Source organism: Actinosynnema sp. ALI-1.44 (assembly GCF_001984155.1).
Classification (GTDB): domain Bacteria; phylum Actinomycetota; class Actinomycetes; order Mycobacteriales; family Pseudonocardiaceae; genus Kibdelosporangium.
This window is the reverse complement of the sequence record NZ_MTQO01000048.1, coordinates 79,783-100,074: the sequence shown is the minus strand read 5'-3', so window position 1 is coordinate 100,074 and position 20,292 is coordinate 79,783. Positions and strand designations below refer to the sequence as shown.

The 20,292-nt window shown below is 68.3% G+C and carries 19 protein-coding genes; 10 read left to right on the top strand and 9 right to left on the bottom strand.

Features of this window, described 5'->3' with window-relative positions; all coding sequences use genetic code 11:
* Positions 1 to 16: 16 nt before the first annotated feature.
* A complete protein-coding gene (locus tag ALI144C_RS27980; RefSeq protein WP_076990180.1) occupies positions 17 to 1,606 on the top strand; it encodes an FAD-binding oxidoreductase in 1,590 nt (529 codons plus the stop codon).
* On the opposite strand, the gene ALI144C_RS27975 is transcribed toward ALI144C_RS27980, so the two are convergent.
* The 5 genes from ALI144C_RS27975 to ALI144C_RS27955 form a co-directional block, all read right to left on the bottom strand.
* Positions 1,593 to 2,447: a hypothetical protein gene (locus tag ALI144C_RS27975; protein WP_143230915.1), complete on the bottom strand. Its 855-nt coding sequence runs from the start codon at positions 2,445 to 2,447 to the stop codon at positions 1,593 to 1,595. The two genes, ALI144C_RS27980 and ALI144C_RS27975, sit on opposite strands and share 14 nt — an antisense overlap.
* 30 nt (positions 2,448 to 2,477) lie before the next feature.
* Entirely contained in the window at positions 2,478 to 2,873 is a 396-nt protein-coding gene (locus ALI144C_RS27970) for a hypothetical protein (protein ID WP_076990178.1), read from the bottom strand.
* Positions 2,874 to 2,919: 46 nt separating this feature from the next.
* Positions 2,920 to 3,534 (bottom strand): DUF4232 domain-containing protein, encoded by a 615-nt coding sequence (locus ALI144C_RS27965; RefSeq protein ID WP_076990177.1) that lies wholly within the window; start codon positions 3,532 to 3,534, stop codon positions 2,920 to 2,922.
* An 81-nt stretch (positions 3,535 to 3,615) separates the two neighbouring features.
* A complete protein-coding gene (locus tag ALI144C_RS27960; protein ID WP_076990176.1) occupies positions 3,616 to 4,584 on the bottom strand; it encodes a gamma-glutamylcyclotransferase family protein in 969 nt (322 codons plus the stop codon).
* Positions 4,581 to 4,958, bottom strand: coding sequence for a winged helix-turn-helix transcriptional regulator (locus ALI144C_RS27955; protein ID WP_076990175.1), 378 nt, complete (start codon positions 4,956 to 4,958; stop codon positions 4,581 to 4,583). Before ALI144C_RS27955 ends, ALI144C_RS27960 begins: the two co-directional genes overlap by 4 nt.
* Positions 4,959 to 5,067: 109 nt before the next feature.
* On the opposite strand from ALI144C_RS27955, the gene ALI144C_RS27950 reads away from it, so the two are divergent.
* From ALI144C_RS27950 to ALI144C_RS27935, 4 genes are all read left to right on the top strand, one after another.
* Positions 5,068 to 5,883, top strand: a complete 816-nt coding sequence (locus ALI144C_RS27950) for an SDR family oxidoreductase (protein WP_076990174.1) — start codon at positions 5,068 to 5,070, stop codon at positions 5,881 to 5,883.
* Between the two features lie 161 nt (positions 5,884 to 6,044).
* Complete coding sequence (locus tag ALI144C_RS27945; RefSeq protein ID WP_076990173.1) at positions 6,045 to 7,757, top strand: TIGR03767 family metallophosphoesterase; 1,713 nt, start codon at positions 6,045 to 6,047, stop codon at positions 7,755 to 7,757.
* 60 nt (positions 7,758 to 7,817) lie between these two features.
* On the top strand, positions 7,818 to 8,450 hold the full coding sequence (locus ALI144C_RS27940; protein ID WP_083753448.1) for a PadR family transcriptional regulator: 633 nt from the start codon (positions 7,818 to 7,820) through the stop codon (positions 8,448 to 8,450).
* Between the two features lie 80 nt (positions 8,451 to 8,530).
* Positions 8,531 to 9,763: a C39 family peptidase gene (locus ALI144C_RS27935; RefSeq protein WP_076990172.1), complete on the top strand. Its 1,233-nt coding sequence runs from the start codon at positions 8,531 to 8,533 to the stop codon at positions 9,761 to 9,763.
* 262 nt (positions 9,764 to 10,025) lie between these two features.
* Here ALI144C_RS27935 and ALI144C_RS27930 read toward each other — a convergent pair whose 3' ends face one another.
* Positions 10,026 to 11,663: a long-chain fatty acid--CoA ligase gene (locus tag ALI144C_RS27930; protein WP_076990171.1), complete on the bottom strand. Its 1,638-nt coding sequence runs from the start codon at positions 11,661 to 11,663 to the stop codon at positions 10,026 to 10,028.
* Positions 11,664 to 12,087: 424 nt separating this feature from the next.
* Here ALI144C_RS27930 and mihF point away from each other — a divergent pair, with 424 nt between their 5' ends.
* From mihF to ALI144C_RS27915, 3 genes are all read left to right on the top strand, one after another.
* Positions 12,088 to 12,399, top strand: a complete 312-nt coding sequence (gene mihF / locus ALI144C_RS27925; RefSeq protein WP_168211366.1) for an integration host factor, actinobacterial type — start codon at positions 12,088 to 12,090, stop codon at positions 12,397 to 12,399.
* 137 nt (positions 12,400 to 12,536) lie between these two features.
* Positions 12,537 to 13,652 (top strand): isochorismate synthase, encoded by a 1,116-nt coding sequence (locus tag ALI144C_RS27920; RefSeq protein ID WP_237774345.1) that lies wholly within the window; start codon positions 12,537 to 12,539, stop codon positions 13,650 to 13,652.
* Between the two features lie 9 nt (positions 13,653 to 13,661).
* Complete coding sequence (locus ALI144C_RS27915) at positions 13,662 to 14,501, top strand: PhzF family phenazine biosynthesis protein (protein WP_076990168.1); 840 nt, start codon at positions 13,662 to 13,664, stop codon at positions 14,499 to 14,501.
* A 66-nt stretch (positions 14,502 to 14,567) separates the two neighbouring features.
* Here the strand turns inward: ALI144C_RS27915 and ALI144C_RS27910 are convergent, their stop codons facing one another.
* Entirely contained in the window at positions 14,568 to 15,188 is a 621-nt protein-coding gene (locus ALI144C_RS27910; RefSeq protein WP_083753447.1) for a hypothetical protein, read from the bottom strand.
* Positions 15,185 to 16,612 carry a MocR-like pyridoxine biosynthesis transcription factor PdxR gene (gene pdxR / locus ALI144C_RS27905; protein ID WP_076990167.1) on the bottom strand — a complete coding sequence of 476 codons (1,428 nt, stop codon included), beginning with the start codon at positions 16,610 to 16,612 and terminating at the stop codon, positions 15,185 to 15,187. Before pdxR ends, ALI144C_RS27910 begins: the two co-directional genes overlap by 4 nt.
* An 85-nt stretch (positions 16,613 to 16,697) precedes the next feature.
* Between pdxR and ALI144C_RS27900 the strand changes: the two genes are divergently transcribed.
* Positions 16,698 to 17,267, top strand: a complete 570-nt coding sequence (locus ALI144C_RS27900) for a TIGR03086 family metal-binding protein (protein ID WP_076990166.1) — start codon at positions 16,698 to 16,700, stop codon at positions 17,265 to 17,267.
* A gap of 170 nt (positions 17,268 to 17,437) precedes the next feature.
* Entirely contained in the window at positions 17,438 to 17,809 is a 372-nt protein-coding gene (locus tag ALI144C_RS27895) for a hypothetical protein (protein WP_076990165.1), read from the top strand.
* 795 nt (positions 17,810 to 18,604) lie between these two features.
* On the opposite strand, the gene ALI144C_RS27890 is transcribed toward ALI144C_RS27895, so the two are convergent.
* Positions 18,605 to 20,278 (bottom strand): substrate-binding domain-containing protein, encoded by a 1,674-nt coding sequence (locus ALI144C_RS27890; RefSeq protein WP_076990164.1) that lies wholly within the window; start codon positions 20,276 to 20,278, stop codon positions 18,605 to 18,607.
* Positions 20,279 to 20,292 lie beyond the last annotated feature (14 nt).

The following is a 20,292-nucleotide window of genomic DNA, read 5'->3' as shown; positions in this document are numbered from 1 at the left end:
ATGTCACACTGTACCCATGGCGAACCGAACTGACCAGCTCCTGAGGTCCGCGTGGACGACCGAACCGCCGCAGCTGCCGCCGCACGCCGTGCGCTGGCTCCGGCAGGAGACTGGGCTGACGGACGCCTGGACGCCCACGCGCGGGATCACCGCGCCGCCGTCCGAACTGCCGGACACAGCACGGGAAGTGCTCGACGGGATCGTCGGCGCGGACCACGTGCTGACCGGCGGACAGGACCGGCTCGGCCGGACCGGTGGCCTGTCGTACCTCGATCTCCTCGCGCACAAGGGGATCGGTGAGGTCTCGGTGCCGGACGCTGTGGTGCTGCCCGCGAATCCCGCCGAGGTCGCCGACGTCGTGCGCGCGTGCGCGGAACTGGGCCTGGCTGTTGTCCCGTTCGGCGGTGGAACGTCAGTGGTCGGCGGGGTGAAGGCGTCGAACCGGTCGATCGTGCTGGATCTGGCCAGGCTGGACCAGCTCGTGCTGGTCGACGAGGTCTCCCGGCTCGCGGTGCTGCAGGCGGGCATGCGCGCGCCGGACGCGGAGAAAGCCCTGGCGGAATACGGGTTCACGCTCGGCCACGTGCCGCAGTCGTTCGAGCGGGCGACGATCGGCGGGTTCGCCGCGACCAGGTCGGCCGGTCAGGCCTCGGCGGGATACGGCCGGTTCGAGGACATGGTCGAAGGCGTCCGGGTCGCCACGCCACGCGGCGAGCTGCGGTTCGGCGTCGCACCGGCCTCCGCGGCCGGACCGGACCTGCGGCACCTCGTGGTCGGCAGCGAAGGCGCGTTCGGCGTGATCACCGAGGTGACCGTGCGCATCCGGCCGGTGCCGCGGATCCGCCGCTACGAGGGGTTCGTCGTCGACGGCTGGGACCAGGGCGCCGAACTGGTCCGCGCGCTGGCGCAGGACCGCGTGCTCGCCGACGTCACCCGTCTGTCCGATGTGGACGAGTCACGGGTGTCCTTCGCGCTGACCGGCGGCTTGAAGTCCGAAGCCCTTGGCGCGTACCTGAAGCTGCGGGGCATCCGGCAGCCGTGCGTGCTGGTCCTCGGCTGGGAAGTGCAGGACAAGCGTGAGCTGGCGATGCGCCGGGCCGCGGCGTTGAGCAGGATGCGTGGCGTGGTGCGGCTCGGCCGGGTGCTCGGCGAGGCATGGCGGCACGGCCGGTTCAACGGGCCACGGCAGCGCGACGCGTTGATGAACGCGGGCGTCTGCGTGGAAACCCTGGAAACCGCGACGCATTGGTCCCAGGTGCACGAGCTGTACGACAAGGTCCGGCAGGCGTTGACCAGCTCGCTGGACCGCCCGATCATCATGTGCCACATCTCGCACGCCTACGAGACCGGGGCGTCGCTGTACTTCACGGTGATCGCGGCGCGGTCGACCGAGGACCCGGCCGGACAGTGGCAGCGCGCGAAAACCGCGGCGTGCGAGGCGATCGCAGGCATCGGCACGATCTCGCACCACCACGCCGTCGGCGTCGACCACGCTCCCTACCTGCCCGGCGAGATCGGTGACCTCGGCGTGGAAGTGCTCGCTGCGGTGAAGAACACGCTCGACCCGGCGGGGATCCTCAACCCGGGCAAGCTCATAGCTCCTTAGCCGACTCGTTGGCCGCGTCAGTGGCTTTCGCGCACGGGTCAGGGGCGTTGACGGCCTCGATCCGCGTGGTGAAGTAGGACTGCTCGAGCACGGGCCGGACCATGATCATGACCATGCAGCGGTCGTTCTGATCGGGCTCCTGGTGGCGCATTCCTTCCATGCCACCGATGGCGAGCGGTTCGCCGTGCGCGTGCCCGGCCATGTTCTCGATCTCGTGGCTGATCAACAGGGTTCCGGCGGTGCCGGTCAGCTCGCAGTTGATCAAGGTGGGGCGGTTGGCCTTCGTCAGCGAGCCGATCTGGTTGGCGAACTGGCCGATGGGCTGGCACGGGTCCTTGCCGTGGAACGGCGAGGCGCCCGGGTTCTGCGGCGGGGACTTCAGCTGCGCGGCGACGAGCCCGGCGACCTCACGGGACTGCGCGCACTGCTTCTCGTAGTCGGTGCCCTCGATGGAGATCGCGATACCGAGTTCGCCCGCTGTCTTGACCGTCAGCGTGCAGCCGCTGTCCTGGACCGCGTTCAGCCCGGCGACCTCGACGGGTTTGGCGTCCGGCGACGCCCGTTCGCCGACGTACGCCCGTGCCACGAGAGGCGTCCCGTCCGGCCGGGTGATCGTGACGACGCAGTTGTGCGCGCTCGCCCCGGAGAACGTGCGCGCACTGACTTTCCCGATCTTGGCCAGCGCGGTCTCGTCGAGGATGGCGCACGAGTCGACGTTGCGGAACGAAGCCCATTCGTCCGGTGGCAGCGGCACGGACGGACCCGGCTGGGCCGCCGGTTCGGCGGAGCACCCCGCGAGCAGGAGCAGGGCGACGATCACGGTATGCGGTCGAACCCTCATACACCGTGATAGTACCCCAATGGTCCAGACCTATTCGAGCCCTGATTTTCGCCTGCGGCCCGCCCCGAGCCAGATCCAGCCGAGCATGCCGCCGAAAAACAGCGTCCACGCAGGCAAAGCACGCGCGTCGATGCCGCGGTCGCACATCGAGACGTACTCGACGAGGATCGGTTTCTCCGGATTGCCCAGACTGGCGGCCAGTCGCGGCGTCTCCACGCCGCCGAGGGTGTTCCCGCAGCTCACCTTGACTGTCGCCACGGTGTCCAGCGTCGAGACGCGAACCGGCACCAAACCGAGCACCAGTCCGACGACCAGCGCGATCGACGCGAGTGAGGCGACGAAGACCCGCGGCGTCAAAGTGATCTTGGCGAGCGGGTCCTCGTCGACGTGGGCCGGTGCGCCCGGCGAGTGGATCTCTGTCGACATGCCGACAGCGTGCCTGCTTCGGGCCGCCGACGGGTAACGAACGGGCTTATTTGTAGTACGCGCTGCCGTCGATCGAGCCCTTCTGGCAGACGGACCCGAAGTCGTACTTGATCGTGAACGGCTCGGTCTCGTCCGGCGGGATCACCTTCGCGCCCTTCGACTCGGGTTCGCAGGGGCCGGTCGTCGGCTCGCTGCCGTCCGGCACGGCGCCCCAGTGCAGGTTCTTGTGGGCTTTCTGGCCAGGTTCGAGGGTGACCAGCGCCGGAGCGGGGTCCGGCTTGCGGGTCAGCTTGGTCGGCGTGGCCGCGCCGTTGGCATCGGTCAGCTGTAGGCCGCCGTAGCCGTACAGGGTGCACGCCTTCGAGCTCGTGTTGGTGACGACCAGCTTGGCGTAGCGGTTGCCCGCCGCCGCGTCACCGCCCTGGATCTCGCCCTTGAGCACGCCGGGGGTGCAGCGGGCGACCTGAGTGCTGCGCACCACGCTGTCCGGTCGCTCCGGGCTCGTCGACGTCGATGAGCCGCTGGACGGGGGCGGCTGTTCCGTCTGGGTCACGGTCACGGTTTGTGGAGGTTGTGCCGTCGTGTTGCCGTCACCGCACGCGGCCAGCGAGCCGAGGGCAACCACCGCTGCCCCTGCGACGAGCACCTTGTGTCGGACCATGTGCCACCTCCCGAAACGTTGTTACCCGGTCCTATCAGTAAGGACGGGTCACCGCACGCCGGGTTGCGACCGCTCACACCCTTAGGCGAACTTCCACAGGTACGTCCAGCAAATCGTGCCGTCCGGCAGGTTCACCCTGATTCGCCGGTATTCGTCACCTTCGTACGAATCCAAAGTGGCCAATGCGGCTCTGGTGTCGCGCAACGGAAGCACCCAGCCCGGGACGCGATCGCCGCCGCGCTTGAGACCCGGGTAGCCGAAGCCGGTGTCGAACACCTCACCGGCGACGCTCGACTGGTACGGCTCGCCGTCCACCCAGGGCTCGACCAGCTCCCACGCCGATTCACCCGGCTTGAGCGTGCCGTAGACGAACACCCGGGCGGGGAACTCGTCGGGGTGGGGAGCGCCGTTCACAGCCGACACGTCCAGGCCCATCACCGGCGCCGCCGTGCCGACCAGGTCCTTCGCCTCGGCCTGGGCGAGGTCCGCGCACCGCACGGGCCTGCCCGACACGAGCAGCGGCCAGCGGATCTCGGCCTTGCCGGTGTAGGCGAGCAGGCCGTCCCAGACGCCGCCGTCCTCCAGTTCGACGCGGCCGGAGCGCAGCCGGGACAGCTGGTACCGGTCGCCGCGGCCCTCGCACACGTCCAGCACCGCGACCTGCGCCGGATCGGCCATCCACACGGCATGGGTCTCGGTCACGCCCGGCATCGCGGCCAGCGTCACCGGCCGCTGCGTGTCCACCACGCGCAACCCGGCCGCCCAGACCGCCGACAACCCGGTGCACCGCGCGCGCAGGACGACGACCGGACCTTCGAGGCCCAGGTTCTCGCGCAGCCAGGTGATCTTGCTCGGGTTGGCGTTGGAGCCGTAGGTCAGCACGGGCACGCGTTCGGCCAGCGCGGGGGCGTTGTGCTTGGCGAGCCATTCGTCCAGGTCGTCGTCCGGCCGGGTCCGGCGGCCCTTGCCGTCGAGGTGGACGTAGGAGAACGGTGGGCGGGCGCCCGGGTACGGCGCCGCCGGGTACTCGGCGTCGGTGAACGAGCTCACTTCTCGCCTTTGCGCTTGTCGTAGACGTCCTGTGCCTGCTTGAAGTCCGTCCACCGACCGGCGATCAGGTCGAACAGGGTGTTCACGGCCCGCGCCGCCTGCTCGCCGAGCTCGGTCAGGCTGTAGTCGACGTGCGGCGGGATCACGGGGTGCACGAACCGGCTGACGACACCGTCGCGTTCGAGCGTCTGCAGCGTCTGGGCCAGCATCTTCTCGCTCACCCCGCCGATCGCCCGGCGCAACTCGCTGAACCGCATCGTGCCCTCCCGCAGCAGCATGATCTGGATCAGCACGCCCCAGCGGCTCGACAGGTGCTCCATCACGGCCCGGGAGGGACAGTTGACGTCGAACACGTCGACCGTGGCACTTTCCATTCGGACAGTATAGGTCGTGGGGTTAGCGCTGCACACTTCCCTGAGGGTAAGTACAGTACTTCAAAGTGGGTACTTTCCAATGGTTAGTACCCCTCTTATGGTTAGTGTCATGACCATTCTGTTGACCGGGGCCAACGGCCAGCTCGGAACGTTGATCGCCCAGCACCTCGCCGAGCGTGGGGCGACCTTCGTGGCGGGGTCCCGCACGCCGTCCCAGGACGGGCGCCGAGTCGACTTCGCGGACCCGGCGGGTCTGGCGCAGGCGTTCGACGGCGTGACCAAACTGATCCTGATCTCCACGAACGCCGAGGACCGGCTCGCCCAGCACCGCAACGCGGTCGACGCGGCCAAGCAGGCGGGCGTCGGGCACATCATCTACACGAGCGTGACCGATGCGCCCCAGTCGCCACTCGCGCTCGCCGCCGACCACAAGGGGACGGAAGAGGCGATCCGTGCGAGCGGCATCCCCTTCACCTTCCTGCGCAACAACATGTACCACGAGAACTACACGGCCCAACTGGCGCACACCGAGGACACCTTCCTGACGTCGGCGGAATCCGGGCTGCTCGCGTCGGCGTCCCGTGACGACTTCGCGTTGGCGGCCGCGGTCGTGGCGACAACGCCCGGTCACGAGAACGCGGCGTACGAGCTCACCGGGTCGACCGCGTGGACATTCGACGAATTCGCGGCGACCGTGGCGGAAATCGCCGGAAAACCGTTCGCGCACAAGAGCATTCCGGCAGCGGACCTGCGTGCCGGGTACGTGTCGGCCGGGTTGCCGCCGCACGCGGCCGACCTCTACACGGACATCTACGTGCACATCGGCCGGGGCGCCCTCGCCGAAGTGCGGCCCGACCTGGAGAAGCTCATCGGGCGACCGAGCGTCTCGCTGGCCGACGCGGTCCGCGCCGCGGTCGGGCGCTGAACTGGCGGGCGCTGAAAGTGTTCCCCCGGCTCGCCGACGGCGTTCACCGCGCCGTCGGCAGTCGTCAAAGTTGAGCACTTCCGGGCTGTCCACAATAGATTCGTGGATCACAACTTTCGGAGTAGTGACTTTTATTCACGTTTTCCGGCAGGATCCATCGCATGGCCAACCTGAGCCGCCGCCGTCTGCTGACGGCCACTGGTGCACTGGGTCTGCTCGCCGCCACACCGGCGCAGGCGCGCGACAAAGCGCTGCGGGAAACCATCAAACGCACGATCAGCCCGGCGGGGACCACGCTGGAGACCGTCGGCACCCCGGTCGGCACCACGGGATTCCGGCGGCTGACCGCCGGTCCGGGCTGGCCGCTGGTCGTGCGCGCCGACCTCACCGAGCCGTCGGGTGGCCGCGACGACCGGCGCACCGCGCTGACGTCCTTCGTCCAGCTCACCGACATGCACGTGATCGACGCGCAGAGCCCGGCGCGGGTGGAGTTCCTGCACCCGTTCATCGGCTCGGCACATCGTCCACAGGAGACCTTGGGCACGCAGGGCGCGGCCGCCGTCGTGCGACGGGTGAACGCGCTGCGCGGGCCGTACACCGGCAGGGCGTTCGACTTCGTGCTCAGCACCGGTGACAACACCGACAACCACGAGACCGTCGAACTCGACTGGTTCCTCACGATCCTCAACGGAGGAACGGTCATCCCCAACACCGGGGACCCCGCGCGGTTCGAGGGCGTGCAGAACTCGCGGTCGGCGCTGTACTGGAACCCCGGCGACGCCGTGGCCGACATGTACAAGGACAAGGGGTTCCCGCTGATGCCGGAGCTGCTTGCCAACGCCATCAAGCCGTTCACCAGCCCTGGCCTGAACCGGCCGTGGTACAGCGTTTTCGGCAACCACGACGACAGCGTCCAGGGCACGTTCCCCAGCGGCGTGCCGCTGGTCGACGCCATCTACACCGGTTCGCACAAGCTCGAAGGCTTCTCGTCGACGGCCGACGCGGAGAAACTCGCCCGTGCCATGAAGACGTCACCGCTCAAGGCGGTCGAGCTGCTGCTCGGCTTCTCCGGGCCGGTTCGCACGGTCACCAGGGACACCCGCCGCAGGCCGTTCACACCGAAGGAATACGTGGCCGCGCACCGTGACCCGCGCAACACCGGCCCCGGGCCGATCGGGCACGGCTTCGGCCCGGCCAACGCCACGGGCCGTGATCTTTACTACAGCTTCGAAGTGGCGCCGGGCGTCGTCGGCATCGGCATGGACACCACCAACCGCGCCGGCCTCGCTGACGGTTCGATGGGCGACGGCCAGTTCAAGTGGATCGAGCGCACGCTCAAGGCGGGCAGCTCCCGGTACTACGACAGCAAGGGCAACCTGGTCCGTACCGGCTCGGCGGACACGTTGTTCATCCTGTTCAGCCACCACACCAGCACGTCCATGGGCAACGTCCTGCCGGATCCGACGAACCTGCTCGAGCCACGCCGGGACGGTGCCGCGCTGGTCGCGTTGCTCAACCGGTTCCCGAACGTCGTGGCTTGGGTCAACGGCCACAGCCACCGCAACCAGATCACCGCACACCGCGGCAGCACGCCGGAGCAGGGCTTCTGGGAGATCAACACGGCGTCGCACATCGACTACCCCCAGCACGCCAGGATCATCGAGTTGACGGACAACGCCGACGGCACGCTCTCGATCTTCACAACGCTGATCGAGGCCGACGCGCCGTACGAAGCCGCGTACGACGACGGGTCGCAGTCCGGTCTCGCCTCGCTGTACCGGCAGATCTCCCTCAACGACTTGCACAGGGACCCGGGCCTGATGGGCTCGGCCGTCGACCACAACACGGAGCTGGTGCTCACGAAACCGTTCTGACCGCGCGCGGGCAGCGTGACTGTGATGGCATAGGGAGGGCGTAACCGTCGCGTGATCGATATGGTCTGGTCGATCGCGCCCCAGGAGGTGACCCCACTGCCCGCCGACCCCGCCGAGCCGACCGAACCGACTGAGCCGTCCGAGCCGTCAGTCGGGCGGTCGCGCAAGCTCAACGCGACGTCCTACGTTGTGCTCGGCATGCTCTCGTTCGGCCCGGCCACGAGCTACCAGCTCAAACAGCGGGTCGGCCGGACCATCGGCAACTTCTGGGCGTTCGCGCACTCCCAGCTGTACGACGAGCCCGCCCGGCTGGCCGCCGCGGGTCTGGTGACCCAGACGACAGAGGAGGGCGGCAGGCGCAAGAGGACATACGCGATCACCGACGAGGGCCGCGAAGCACTCGCCGAGTGGCTCTCCGAACCGACGCTCGAGCAGACCGAGGTCAGGGACACGGGTCTGCTCAAGCTGTTCTTCTGCGTCGGCGCGAACCCCGAGGACATCCGGCGGCTGGCCCGGGAGCGTTACCAGTCGCACCGCGACCGGGCCGACGGGTACGTCCAGCAGCGCGCCGAGATCGAGGCGCTCGCCGACCGCTGGCAGCTCAAGACCCTCGAACTGGGGATGCGCTACGAGCGCACGGTGGAGAAGTTCTGGAAGGACTTCATGGAGGAACTGGACCGCGATCCGCCCTGAGGACATTTCCACCCCGACAGCGGTTTACATGATCTAGCGCGATGATGAAAATGTCTCCCACCCGCCCCGAGGGAGACATCATGACCCGCTTGGCAGTGCTGATCATCGCCACCCTGCTCCTGTTACCCACGCTGCCGTCGGCGGCGGCCCAGCCGCAGGCGCCGGTCGACTACCACTCGTGGCAGTCGCGTGACTTCTTCCACGCGGGCCATCGCGACGGGCTGGTCCCGACACTGCGCGGGCTGCGCGTCGGCCGACCCGCGGGCACGATCGACCACGCCGAGCCGGACAAGGGCACGCGCGCGTACGAGTACGGCACGTGGACCTCGCCGTTCTACCGCCAGGGCTTCGACGCGACCCAGCTCGTGGCGTCCTGGAACGCGACCACGCCGAAGGGAACGTGGCTCACCGTCGAGATGCGCGGCCGGACGGCGGCGGGCGCCGAGACGATCTGGTACGGCATGGGCCGGTGGGCGTTGAACGACACGGACATCCGCCGTACGAGCCTGCCGGGGCAGGCCGACGGCAACGGGTACGTCGACGTCGACACGTTCGTCGCCAAGTCCGCTCTGCGCGGCTACCAGTTGCGCGTGACGCTCTACCGCGCCGCGGGCACCCGTGAGTCGCCGACGTTGTCCATGGCGGGCGCGATGACGTCCGCGATCCCGGACCGCTTCACCGTGCCGACGAGCCCGAGCGGCGGGGCGTGGGGCAAGGAGCTGAAGGTCCCGCCGTACTCCCAGAACATCCACATCGGGCACTACCCGGAATACGGTGGCGGCGGGCAAGCGTGGTGCAGCCCGACGTCGACCCAGATGGTCGTGGAGTACTGGGGCAAGCGCCCATCCAAGGAGGACCTTTCGTGGGTCGATCCGTCCTATCAGGACCCAAGCGTGGACCACGCGGCCCGCTACACCTACGACAAGGACTACGACGGAACGGGGAACTGGCCGTTCAACACCGCCTACGCCTCGACGTACGGCCTGAAGGCGCACATCACACGACTGCGCTCCCTGACTGAGCTGGAGCACTACATCAGGCGCGGTATTCCCGTGATCACGTCGAAGTCGTTCCTCTCGACGGAACTGGACGGCGCGGGGTACGGCACCTCGGGGCACATCATGGTCGTCATCGGGTTCACCAAGGACGGCGACGTGATCGTCAACGACCCGGCGTCGTCGAGCAACGACCGCGTTCGCAACGTCTACAAGCGCGCCCAGTTCGAGAACATCTGGCAGCGCACAAAGCGTTACCGCGCAGACGGTTCCGTGGCGAGCGGGCCGGGCGGGGTCGCTTACGTCATCACGCCATAGCGTTGTCACGGCTTGGTAACGGCGGTCAACCTCGGTATCTCCCGCGCGACTCTACTTGTGAGAGTTGGGGATTGGGGCAGCTGTGAACGGGCTGTCCCGTACGGAGGGGAAACCATGAGAGCGCGTAGGTTTGTTTATGCTGCCCAGACCGGCGGCGGCGCGACCGCTTCCTGACATCAGCCGACCGGCGGGCTCCCCGGGGGTAAGGAGCCCGCCTTTCGTGCTGGCCGCGGCCGGGCTGAAACCCTTCGGCCGCACGGAGTTACTGCAGATGCGTGACGTCGAGCTCGCCCTCGGCGTAGGCGGCCCTGATCCGCTTCTTGTCGAACTTGCCGACGCTCGTCTTGGGCACCTCGTCGATGTACGTGTAGTTCTCGGGAACCTGCCAGTGCGCGACCCGGTCCTCCAGGAACTCCCGCAGTTCCTGCGGCTGCACGGTTTCCCCTTCCCGCAACACGACCGCGACCAGTGGCCGCTCGTCCCACTTCAGGTCCGGGATGCCGACGACGGCCGCCTCCGCGACCGCCGGGTGCGCCATCACCTGGTTCTCCAGTTCCACCGACGAGATCCACTCGCCGCCGGACTTGATCACGTCCTTGGAGCGGTCGGTCAGCTTCAGGTAGCCGTCCGGCGTGAAGGACCCGACGTCGCCGGTGCGCAGCCAGCCGTCGTGGAACTTCTCCGCGCCGTCACCGTCCTCTTCCTGCCGGTAGTACGACCCGGTGATCCACGGCCCCTTGACCTCCAGTTCGCCGACGCTCTCGCCGTCCCACGGCACCTCTTCGCCGCTGTCGCCGATGAGCCGGGCGCTCACCCCCGCGGGCGGACGGCCCTGCGTGTAGCGGTACGGCCATTCCGCGTCGCCGGTCACCCCGGCGGGCGGCATGGCGACGCTGCCGAGCGGCGACGTCTCGGTCATGCCCCACGCCTGTGTGATGCGCAGGCCGTAGCGCTCGTGGAAGGCGTGCATCAACGCGGGCGGGCACGCCGAGCCGCCGACAATGGTGTTACGCAACGACGACACGTCACCGGAAGTGGCATCCAGGTGGGCCAGCAGGCCCTGCCAGATCGTCGGGACCGCGGCGGCGAACGTCGGCCGCTCCGCCGTGATCATGGCCGCGAGCGGCTCCGGCTGCAGGAACCGGTCCGGCATCAGCATCGAGCTGCCGACCAGCATCGACGCGTACGGCAGGCCCCAGGACATCGCGTGGAACATCGGCACGATCAGCAGCGACTTGTCCGAGCCCTGCAGCTCCATGCTGTCGGACATGCAGATCTGCATCGAGTGCAGGTAGATCGAGCGGTGCGAGTAGACGACACCCTTCGGGTTGCCGGTCGTGCCCGACGTGTAGCACATCGCGGCGGCCTGCCGTTCGTCCACTTCCGGCCAGTCGAACTCCTCGGGCTGCCCGGCCAGCAGTTCGTCGTACGAGTGCACCTCGACACCCGCGGGCGCCTCCAGCGCCTCGACAGGGCCGTTGACGACGACGATGTGCTTGACGGTGGTGAACGTGGGCAGCACGCGGGCGAACAGCGGGGCGAGCGACGCGTCGAGCAGCACCACGTGGTCGGCCGCGTGGTTGGTGATGTAGGTCAACTGCTCGGGGAACAGCCGGAGGTTCAAGGTGTGCAGGACCGCTCCCATCGAGGGCACGGCGAGGTACGCCTGCAGGTGCTCGGCGTTGTTCCACATGAAGGTGCCGACCCGCTGGTCACCGGTGACGCCGAGGCCGCGCAGGGCGTGGGCAAGCTGAGCCGCCCGCTGCCCGGTCTGCCCGTACTGCTCGCGCCGGGCTTCCGCTCCGGTCCACGTGATGACCTCACGGGACGAGTACATGCCTGTGCCGTGGCGGACCAACCGCCCGATCGTGAGAGGGGTGTCCTGCATGGTGCTCAACATGGGATCTCCCGCTGTGTCCTGCGTCACCGCATCGTGCGCCTCACTGCACAGTAGATGGTCCTTACCTCGGAGTGGTGAGGCTCCGGTCACGGTCACGGGTTGCGCCTCCCCGTGGCGTGAGCTAGCCGACAAAAATTCCGAACATCCCCAGGAAGAGGCCAAAAAATTTGGGCCGAAACCACCGCGTGTGCGACCCGCATAGCGGCCGTCGCGAGAGCCGGAAAACCGCCCTTGAGGGTGAATTACTGTGGGTTGTGCCTGGTCGGGGTGGGGTTGTTCAGCGGAAAGTCCCGCGTGTCGGGGGTATGTTCCGCAGGTGGGTGTCGTTTACTGGTCGCGTCGCGAGGCGTGATCGGGCCCGGAAAAAGGGCGGTGGAAATCGCGCCGGCGACACCAGACTCTCGACATAGGAAGGAACAGCACGTTGGCTCTGCCTACGTTGACTCCCGAGCAGCGCGCTGAGGCGTTGGCCAAGGCAGCCGAGGCTCGCAAGGCGCGCTCCGAGCTGCTTGCTTCGATCAAGGCCGGCACGACCACCATCGACAAGGTGCTCGCCAAGGCCAAAGAAGACAAGACCATCGGAAAGACCAAGGTCAAGCAGCTGCTGATGGCCGTGCCAGGCCTCGGTCAGGTGAAGGTCAACAACATCCTCGAGAAGGCGGGCATCGACGAGACCCGCCGGGCAGCCGGGCTCGGCGACCGTCAGCGCAGCGCTCTCATCGACGCGTTGAAGTAAGACCGGTCACCCCGTTGACCTGGGGCTGACGAATCGTGCCGAAGGTGGCTCTCGCATGACGAGGGCCACCTTCAGCAGTTTCAGGGGCGGTCAGCGGGGCACGATGGACACAGGCGGGCACGACGAGAGGTGTGGACGTGGAGCTAACCGACCGGTACCGGCCAGGAGCCTTCTTCTTCGCCACGCCCGAACGCACCCTGCTGGCCGACGAGCCGAGGCACGTGCTCTCCGAGAAGGACTCGGACGCACTGTCCGTGCAGGTCAGCGAAGCGCTGGCGGAATATGGCGGGATTGCTGTCGGCGCATTGCCCTACGACGACACCGGTGAAGCACACGTCCTGCTGCCCACCTCGGTGTCCTGGTCGGGCCCGAGCCGTCCGGGCGAACAGCAGGCGGCGTTGCTGCCCGGCGGGCACCAGGTGTCGCCCGAGCCACTGCCGCAGGAGTACGAGCGCCAGGTCGCCAAGGCGCTGACCCTGCTCGAGGACGGCCCGCTCGGCAAGGTCGTTCTGGCCCGAACGCTCCGGATCGATCTCGACCAGCCCGTCGACATGCGGCGGATGCTGGCCAGCCTCGCCGCGATGAACACACACGGTTACACCTTCGCGGCCCCGCTACCCACTCCCGGAGTGACGCTCGTCAGCGCGAGCCCCGAGCTGCTCGTCCGGCGAACCGGAACGGAATTCGTGTCCCGGCCGCTCGCGGGTTCGCAGCCGCGCGGCAAGGACCCGGTCGAGGACCGCGCCAACGCGCAGCGGCTGCTGGCGTCCCGCAAGGACCACGACGAGCACCGCTGGGTGGTGGAGGCCGAGGTCGAGGCCCTGCGCCCGTTCTGCCGCCGGATGGACGTGCCGCGCACGCCGTCCCTGCTGAGCACCCCGAGCATGTGGCACCTCGCCACGAAGATCACCGGCCAGCTGGCCGACCGGGACGTGACGGCGTTGACGCTGGCAGCGGCCCTGCACCCGACCCCGGCGGTGTGCGGGTCGCCGACGAGCGCGGCCCGTGCCGCGATCGCCCAGATCGAGTCGTTCGACCGCGGCTTCTACACCGGGGCGGTCGGGTGGGTCGACGCCGACGGGGACGGCGAATGGGCGGTGGCGATCAGGTCGGCGGACGTCACCGACCAGTCGCTGCGGCTGTACGCGGGTGCGGGGATCGTGGCCGGGTCGGTACCGGGCCTCGAGCTCGCCGAGACGTCCGCGAAGTTCCAGACCTTGTTGCGCGGCATGGGACTTGATCTCAAGCTGTAACTTGGGGCCATGCATCCGTATGTCGTGGCCGACGTCTTCACCGATCGGCCGCTGAAGGGCAACCCGGTCGCGGTGTTCACCGCGGGCCAGGACGTACCCGCCGAGCACATGCAGGCGATCGCGCGGGAGACCAACCTCTCCGAGACGGTGTTCGTGCTCCCGCCGACCGACGGCGGCGACGCCAAGGTCCGGATCTTCACGCCCGCGATCGAACTGCCCTTCGCCGGGCACCCGATCCTGGGCACCGCGTACGTACTCGGCCAGACGCTGCCGGGTGACGTGCTCAGCCTGGAGACCGGCAAGGGCATCGTGCCGGTCGCGCTGACCCGCGACGGGACCGGGCGGATCACCTCGGGCCGGATGACCCAGCCGGTCCCGACGTGGCAGGAGTTCGCGGACGCGGGCGAACTGCTCGCGGCGCTGGGCGTGCGGTACTCCGTGCTGCCGGTGGACGTCTACACGAACGGGCCGAGGCACCTGTACGTCATGCTCGACACGATGGACGCCGTCGCGGCGCTGCGTCCCGACATGTCGGTGCTGTCCCAGCTGCCCGAGATCGGCGTGAGCTGCTTCGCCGGATCGGGACTGCGCTGGAAGACCAGGATGTTCGGCCCGTCGCTCGGGGTGAACGAGGACCCGGCGACGGGGTCGGCCGCGGGCCCGCTCGCGGTGCACCTGGCCCGCTACGGCCGGATCCCGTTCGGCGAGGACGTCGAAATCAGCCAGGGCGAGGAAATCATGCGCCCTTCGACGCTGATCGCCCGAGTGGAGGGTGAAGGCGAGCGCATCGACAAGGTCGAGGTGGCGGGCTCCGCGGTGATCGTGGCGCGCGGAACACTCGAGCTCTGATCGTGTCCTGAGTGGACCGGCTTGCGGTGCGACGAGAACTCGTTGCACCGCAAGCAAGGTCGGGTGTTACAGCTTGACCACGGCCAGGTCGTAGTTGACCTCGTTGGCGAAGCTCCCGCTGCTGCCGCGCAGGGTCAGCGTGTGCTGGCCGGGGCTGAGCGGGTTGGCGCGGAACCAGAGGCCGCAGCTGAAGCCTTCCTTGCTGCCCTGCTCGGTCTCGTACGTGATCTTGGTCGGCTCCATCTTCTCCAGCTGGACCGGCTTGCCGTCCAGCAGCACCTCGCCCTTCGCGGCGGCGAGGAACGCGGCGCAGTCGTTCTGGTCCTTGGTCACCTGGGCCGCGGCCGGACCGGCGAGCGGCAGCGCGGCGGGGACCTGGCAGTGCCGGTCGGCCGTGCCGCTGGCCGTGCCCGCGACCAGCCAGACGCCGAACGGCTGACTGTCCCCGCAGTACTGGCCGGTGGCGTCCTCGACGGGGCTCTGGCCTGGCGCGGCCGAACTGGCCCAGCTCCACCACAGGGTCTGCAGCCGTTGCGGCGTCAACGGTTCTGCTTTCACCTGCTCGGCAGGGGGCTGTTCGGCCGCGGCCGACGGCTGCGGGGCGGGCGCGGGCGTTCCGGAACAGGCGGCCAGAAGCAGCGTGGCGCTGATCAACAGCGGGCCGATCAACACGGGGCGTCGGATCACCGGCGAATCGTATCGGGCTCGACGCAGCGGCTGAGTCTGCGTAGCCCTTCGTCGATATCGGACAGTTCGACGGCGCCGTAGCCGATCACGAGGCCGGGTCGCCCGGTGGACCGGATCCTGAAGGGGGACAAGGCGTACACGCCGACGCCGACCGCCCGTGCCCGGTGGTACACCGCCATGTCGTCAGCCGAATCGGGCAAGTAGGCGCACAGGTGCAGCCCGGCCGCGACCGGCAGCGGCTCGAGCACACCGGCGAAGTCACGCCGCAACACCGTCAGTATTCGATCATGCCTGGCTTTGTACTCCTTTCGAGTGAGCCGGATGTGCCTGGCCAACAGTCCTTCGTCGACGAAGTCGGCGAGCGCGGCCTGGATCGGCCGGTTGGACTGCCAGTCGGTGACGTACTTGGCGGCGCGCAGCGCGGCCCGCAGCCCGCTCGGCGCGATCAGGAAACCGAGCCGCAGGTTCGGCAGCAACACTTTGGACAGTGAGCCGACGTAGATCACGTGCCCGGCGCGGTCGAGGTTCTGCAACGGCTCGATCGGACGGCCGCCGTAGCGGAACTCGCTGTCGTAGTCGTCCTCGACGACGACGGCCCCGGTCCGCTCGGCCCATTCGAGCAACGCGGCCCGACGGGGCAGCGACATCGGCACACCCAACGGGAACTGGTGCGACGGTGTCACGTAGACGATTCGAGCGGTGGGCGGGATCTCGTCGACGACGATGCCATCGTCGTCGACAGGAACGCCGACAACCCGCGCGCCGTGCGACCGGAACAGGAGCAGTGGTCCGCTGTAGCCGGGATCTTCAACGGCTACAACGGTTCCCGGCGTCACGAGCACTCGGCAGACAAGGTCGAGCGCCTGCTGGGCGCCGTTGGTGACGAGCACATCGTCCGCTGTGGCCCGCACCGCCCGCGCGACGCCGACGTGCCGGGCGAGCGCGGCGGTCAGTCGCGGGTGCGCGGCGGCGGCGTCGTGCGCGAGCGACCCCATGGCGGCCGGGGTGAACTGCTTGGCCAGCAGACGGCGCCACGCGGCGTACGGGAAGAGCTTCACGTCGGGTATCCCGGCCCGGAAGTCGTAGCGCACCGGCAGCGGGTTGGGGGTCGGCGTCACCACGTCGTCCCACACGGCCTTGGCACGCGGGCCGGGGCCACCGGTGGTCTTCGTGGCCGGTGAGAAGCCTGTGGCCTGCACGAACGTGCCCGCTCCCGTCCGCGCGGCCACGAACCCCTCGGCGGTGAGCCGGTCGTAGGCGGCGCTGACGGTGTTGCGGGACACCGCGAGCCGGGCGGCGAGTTCCCGCGTCGGGGGAAGGGCGTCGTCCGGGCGCAGCCTGCTGTCCATGATGGCGGCCTTGATCTGCTGGTAGATCTGGCCGGTCTTGTCGGCGCGGCCGATCAGGCTGACATGGAACTCCACGGGGTGAGACTACTGGGATTGGCCCAGTCGAACTTGATGATTTTGGACCTTCCAAGGTGCCGCTGTGTGTTCCTATGGTCGGGGAGTGGATTACAGGGACCTCGACCGCCAGGCGATGAAGGCGGCCGACGAAGTGATCAGCCAGGTCCGCCCCGAACACCTGCGCCTGCCGACTCCCTGCACGGACTGGACGCTGCACGGACTGCTGCGGCACCTGGTGAGCGAGGACCAGGCCTTCGCGGCGGCGACGACAGCGGGAACAGAGTGGTCCGATGTGGACTGGAACGCGGGCCGACTGGGCCAGGACCCGGTGGCGGACTACCGAACAGCGGCGGCGGGATACCTCGCGGCCTTCGAACCGGACGACGTACTCGACCGCCCGATGCGCATCAACGTCTTCGGAGTCGTCAAAGGCTCGACAGCGGTGTCGATGCACCTGGTGGACACAGTGGTGCACGCGTGGGACGTCGCGAAGACGATAGGCGTGCCCTACCAACCCGACGAGTACCTGACCGCGACGACACTGAAGGTGATGCGCCGCTTCCCACCCCAACGCCCAACAGCAGCCTTCGACGTGGTCCACGAAGTGCCGGACAACGCGAACGAGCTGGACAAACTGGTCGCCTACGTGGGCAGGAACCCGAACTGGACCTGAGTCGCAGTGGTCCTGGGGGTCCACTGTCGGCTCGCGAAACCCGGGGAACCGGGGCCATACTGTCGCCACCCGGAAAAGTGGAGGCTGCAGTGGCTGACGTCCCCGCGAAACACGACCGAATCGCCTGGCAGGAATGGATCGGCGTAGGAGCGGGGATAGCAGCGGTGGTAGTGAGCTTCCTGCCGTGGTTCCGCCTGGCGGAGCCGACGGCGGCGGAACTACGCGCACAGGGATCGGAAAGCTGGATCCCGGTGTGGCAGGGAAACTTCCTTGCCTGGTTCCCCACGGTGTTGCTGCTCGCGGTGAGCGTCCTGCTGCTGTGGCAACGATTCGGCAAACCCATGCAGATGCTGGCATCCCTCTGGCTGACCCTGGCGGTACTGGCACTGGTGATGATCCTGCTCCGCTGGATAACGCTGCCGACAACGATAACCAGCGGCCTGGGCCTGTACCTGGGAATCGTGATGGCGGTGGGCTCAGGAGCAGCAGCCTTCCTGGCATTCCGGAAACGGAAACAACAGCAGTCACCCCAGGCAAACTGAAGAACGCGCCTCCGGCCCTGATCGGCGAATGGGCGAGTGCAGGGCAGGCGGCTTGCTCACCAGCGCTGGGGTTCACGGCTCACGAGGTGCTTTCGGCCCTGCGCACCAGCGCAGTGCAGGCGGCGTGCGCGCAAGCGCAGGGGTGGGCTTCGGGGGTGTCTCCTGCCCGTCGGCCTGGGCGAAGCCAACCACGGGCTGTCAAGAGGTCGGCCTGCACAAAACAGCCCAGCGATAGCGGTACCGATCCTCTTGATAGTCCGTGGTTCCCTGGGGCAGGTCGACGGGCAGGAGACACCCGCGCCCTGAAACCCCGGGTCATGAAAAGCATGCGCCGGGAGCAACACGACGCGAAGACCTCCTGCCCAGAGGTCTGCCACCCGGCGAGGGTCTGTCTTTCACCCCCGAGTGATCCCGAGCGTGGCATGGGCTGCGGCGTGGCCACCAGACCCGGAAAACATGAGATCCCCGGGTCTGAAAAGACACAAGAGTCCCTCGCCGGGAGCAGACCTCCGGGCAGGAGGGATCGCGGGGCCTTGCTCCCCGCGCATAATTTTCATGCCCCGGGGTTGGAGGGCGCGGGCGTCCCCTGCCCGTCGACCTGCCCCAGGGAACCACGGACAGTCAAGAGGTCCGTACCGCTATCGCTGGGCTCGCGAGAAACGCAGGCGGACCTCCTGACAGCCCGTGGTTGGCTTCGCCCAGGCCGACGGGCAGGAGACACCCCCGAAGCGGACCTCTGCGCTGGCGCGCACGCCGCCTGCACTGCGCTCGTCCGGCATGCTCTGCGCTTGGGCGTTAGGGTTTTCCGGAGATCACGCGGCTCAGGGCCGAGAAGAAGATTTCGTTGATCTTCGTGGGGTCCGCTGTGCTGAATGTCTGGCCGCCGGTTGCTTTGGACATCGCGTTCAGTTCGTCCACGTCCACGTCTGGGCCTATGCCGATGAAGACGATCGGCAGGGGGCGGTTCGGGTCCTGCATCTTGCCCAGTTCGGTGAGGAGGGTGTCGCGGCTGACACCGCGTCCGTCGTCGTCGTTCTTTCCGTCGGTCAGGATGAGGACGATGTTCAGGCGCCCGGGTTCCCAGTTCTGCCTCGCTGACGTGTACGCCGCCAGTGCTGTGTCGTACAGGCCTGTGCGGCCGGTCGGGGTTGCCTTGATGCTGCGGAGTTTGTCCAGTGCGCCGTTGGGCAGCGACTCCGTCAGGGGGAGGACCGGGAGGACTTCGCGGTAGTCCTTGTCGCCGTCCAGCTCCGCCGAGAAGACCCAGATGCCCAGTTTGGTCCTCGGGTTCATCAGTTTGATGCCAGCTTCGGACGCTTCCAGCGTCACCTGCATCCTCGTCTTCCCCGAGCCGGGGATCACGCCGTTCATCGAGCCGGACACGTCCAGCACCGCTTGGATCCGCGATGCTTTGCTGATCCCCGCCCACGTGTTCAGCACCTGGTCCAGTTGGGCCGTTCCGGGTGCCGCCACCGGGTTGAGTTTGCGGACGATCGTCCTGTTGTCCGACGGCGGGTAGCCGGGCACCCTCCCGTCCGGGAGGCGCAAACCGTTCGCTGCCAGCACATCGCGGACGTTCTGGCCCAGCAGTGTCGTGCGGAACTTCGCCGCCGCCACGGCGACGTTGTCGGGTGCGGGCAGCACCGCGTACGGGTAGTCCAGCGACGGGGCCGCTGGGTCCGCGTAGACCGCCACCAGCTGTTCGTCCTTGCGCTTGGCGTTGTTGTCCAGCAGGGCCCGTTCTGAGGTCGGGAAGGCGTTGATCGGGGGCCCCGCCGTGTTCGTGCCGGTCTTGGCGAACAGTTCGGATGAGCCGGATGCCGCGTTCGGGGACAGCTTGCGCAGGACCGCGACGTTGTTCGCGGCGGGGTCGGAGGTCAACGCCGTCACGGAACGCACGGCTATCAGCGCCGAGACGCCCACCGCGTCGACCGACGGGTCCACCATGCCCACGTTCAGGTTCGCGCCGCCCGCGCCGATCACGTCCGACCAGTTCAGTTGCTTCTCCGGCCAGTTGCGCTGCTTGGCGGCCGGTTCGGCCAACGCCATCACCACGGGTGAGCTCGCGATCGACGAACCGCTCTCGGGGACCTGCGCCGCGCCTTTCTCCCGCGCCCGGCGCAGCCACACCGACGAGTCCGGGATCCACACCGCCGGCGGGTTCACCGGGTTCGGCGCGGAGAGCTGGTCCGCTGTGTGCGCCGGGTCGCTGACGATCATCTCGACGCGGTAGCACGTGTTCTCGTCGTTCGGGTTCAGCCCTTTGGCCACCTGGTCCACCACGGGCGCGATGTCGGGCGCCGCGACCACGTTCAGCACAGCCGGGTCGGCGCACTTCGCGCTCGACGTCTCACGCAGCCGGTCGACGGCGAACCACGCGACGCCCGCGATCAGGGCACCCACGAGCGCGAGGACCAGCGTCAAGGTCAGTTTGCGCCGGTTGCGTCGTTCGATGTCGTGCCGGCCCATCTTTTCCAACCCCT

Bases quoted from the DNA above. Each gene is read 5' to 3' on its own strand.
- ALI144C_RS27955 (WP_076990175.1), bottom strand. From the start codon at position 4,958: ATGGAAAGTGCCACGGTCGACGTGTTCGACGTCAACTGTCCCTCCCGG.
- ALI144C_RS27975 (WP_143230915.1), bottom strand. From the start codon at position 2,447: ATGAGGGTTCGACCGCATACCGTGATCGTCGCCCTGCTCCTGCTCGCG.
- ALI144C_RS27935 (WP_076990172.1), top strand. From the start codon at position 8,531: ATGACCCGCTTGGCAGTGCTGATCATCGCCACCCTGCTCCTGTTACCC.
- ALI144C_RS27945 (WP_076990173.1), top strand. From the start codon at position 6,045: ATGGCCAACCTGAGCCGCCGCCGTCTGCTGACGGCCACTGGTGCACTG.
- ALI144C_RS27980 (WP_076990180.1), top strand. From the start codon at position 17: ATGGCGAACCGAACTGACCAGCTCCTGAGGTCCGCGTGGACGACCGAA.
- ALI144C_RS27930 (WP_076990171.1), bottom strand. From the start codon at position 11,663: ATGTTGAGCACCATGCAGGACACCCCTCTCACGATCGGGCGGTTGGTC.
- ALI144C_RS27950 (WP_076990174.1), top strand. From the start codon at position 5,068: ATGACCATTCTGTTGACCGGGGCCAACGGCCAGCTCGGAACGTTGATC.
- ALI144C_RS27970 (WP_076990178.1), bottom strand. From the start codon at position 2,873: ATGTCGACAGAGATCCACTCGCCGGGCGCACCGGCCCACGTCGACGAG.
- ALI144C_RS27940 (WP_083753448.1), top strand. From the start codon at position 7,818: ATGGTCTGGTCGATCGCGCCCCAGGAGGTGACCCCACTGCCCGCCGAC.
- ALI144C_RS27965 (WP_076990177.1), bottom strand. From the start codon at position 3,534: ATGGTCCGACACAAGGTGCTCGTCGCAGGGGCAGCGGTGGTTGCCCTC.
- ALI144C_RS27890 (WP_076990164.1), bottom strand. From the start codon at position 20,278: ATGGGCCGGCACGACATCGAACGACGCAACCGGCGCAAACTGACCTTG.
- ALI144C_RS27915 (WP_076990168.1), top strand. From the start codon at position 13,662: ATGCATCCGTATGTCGTGGCCGACGTCTTCACCGATCGGCCGCTGAAG.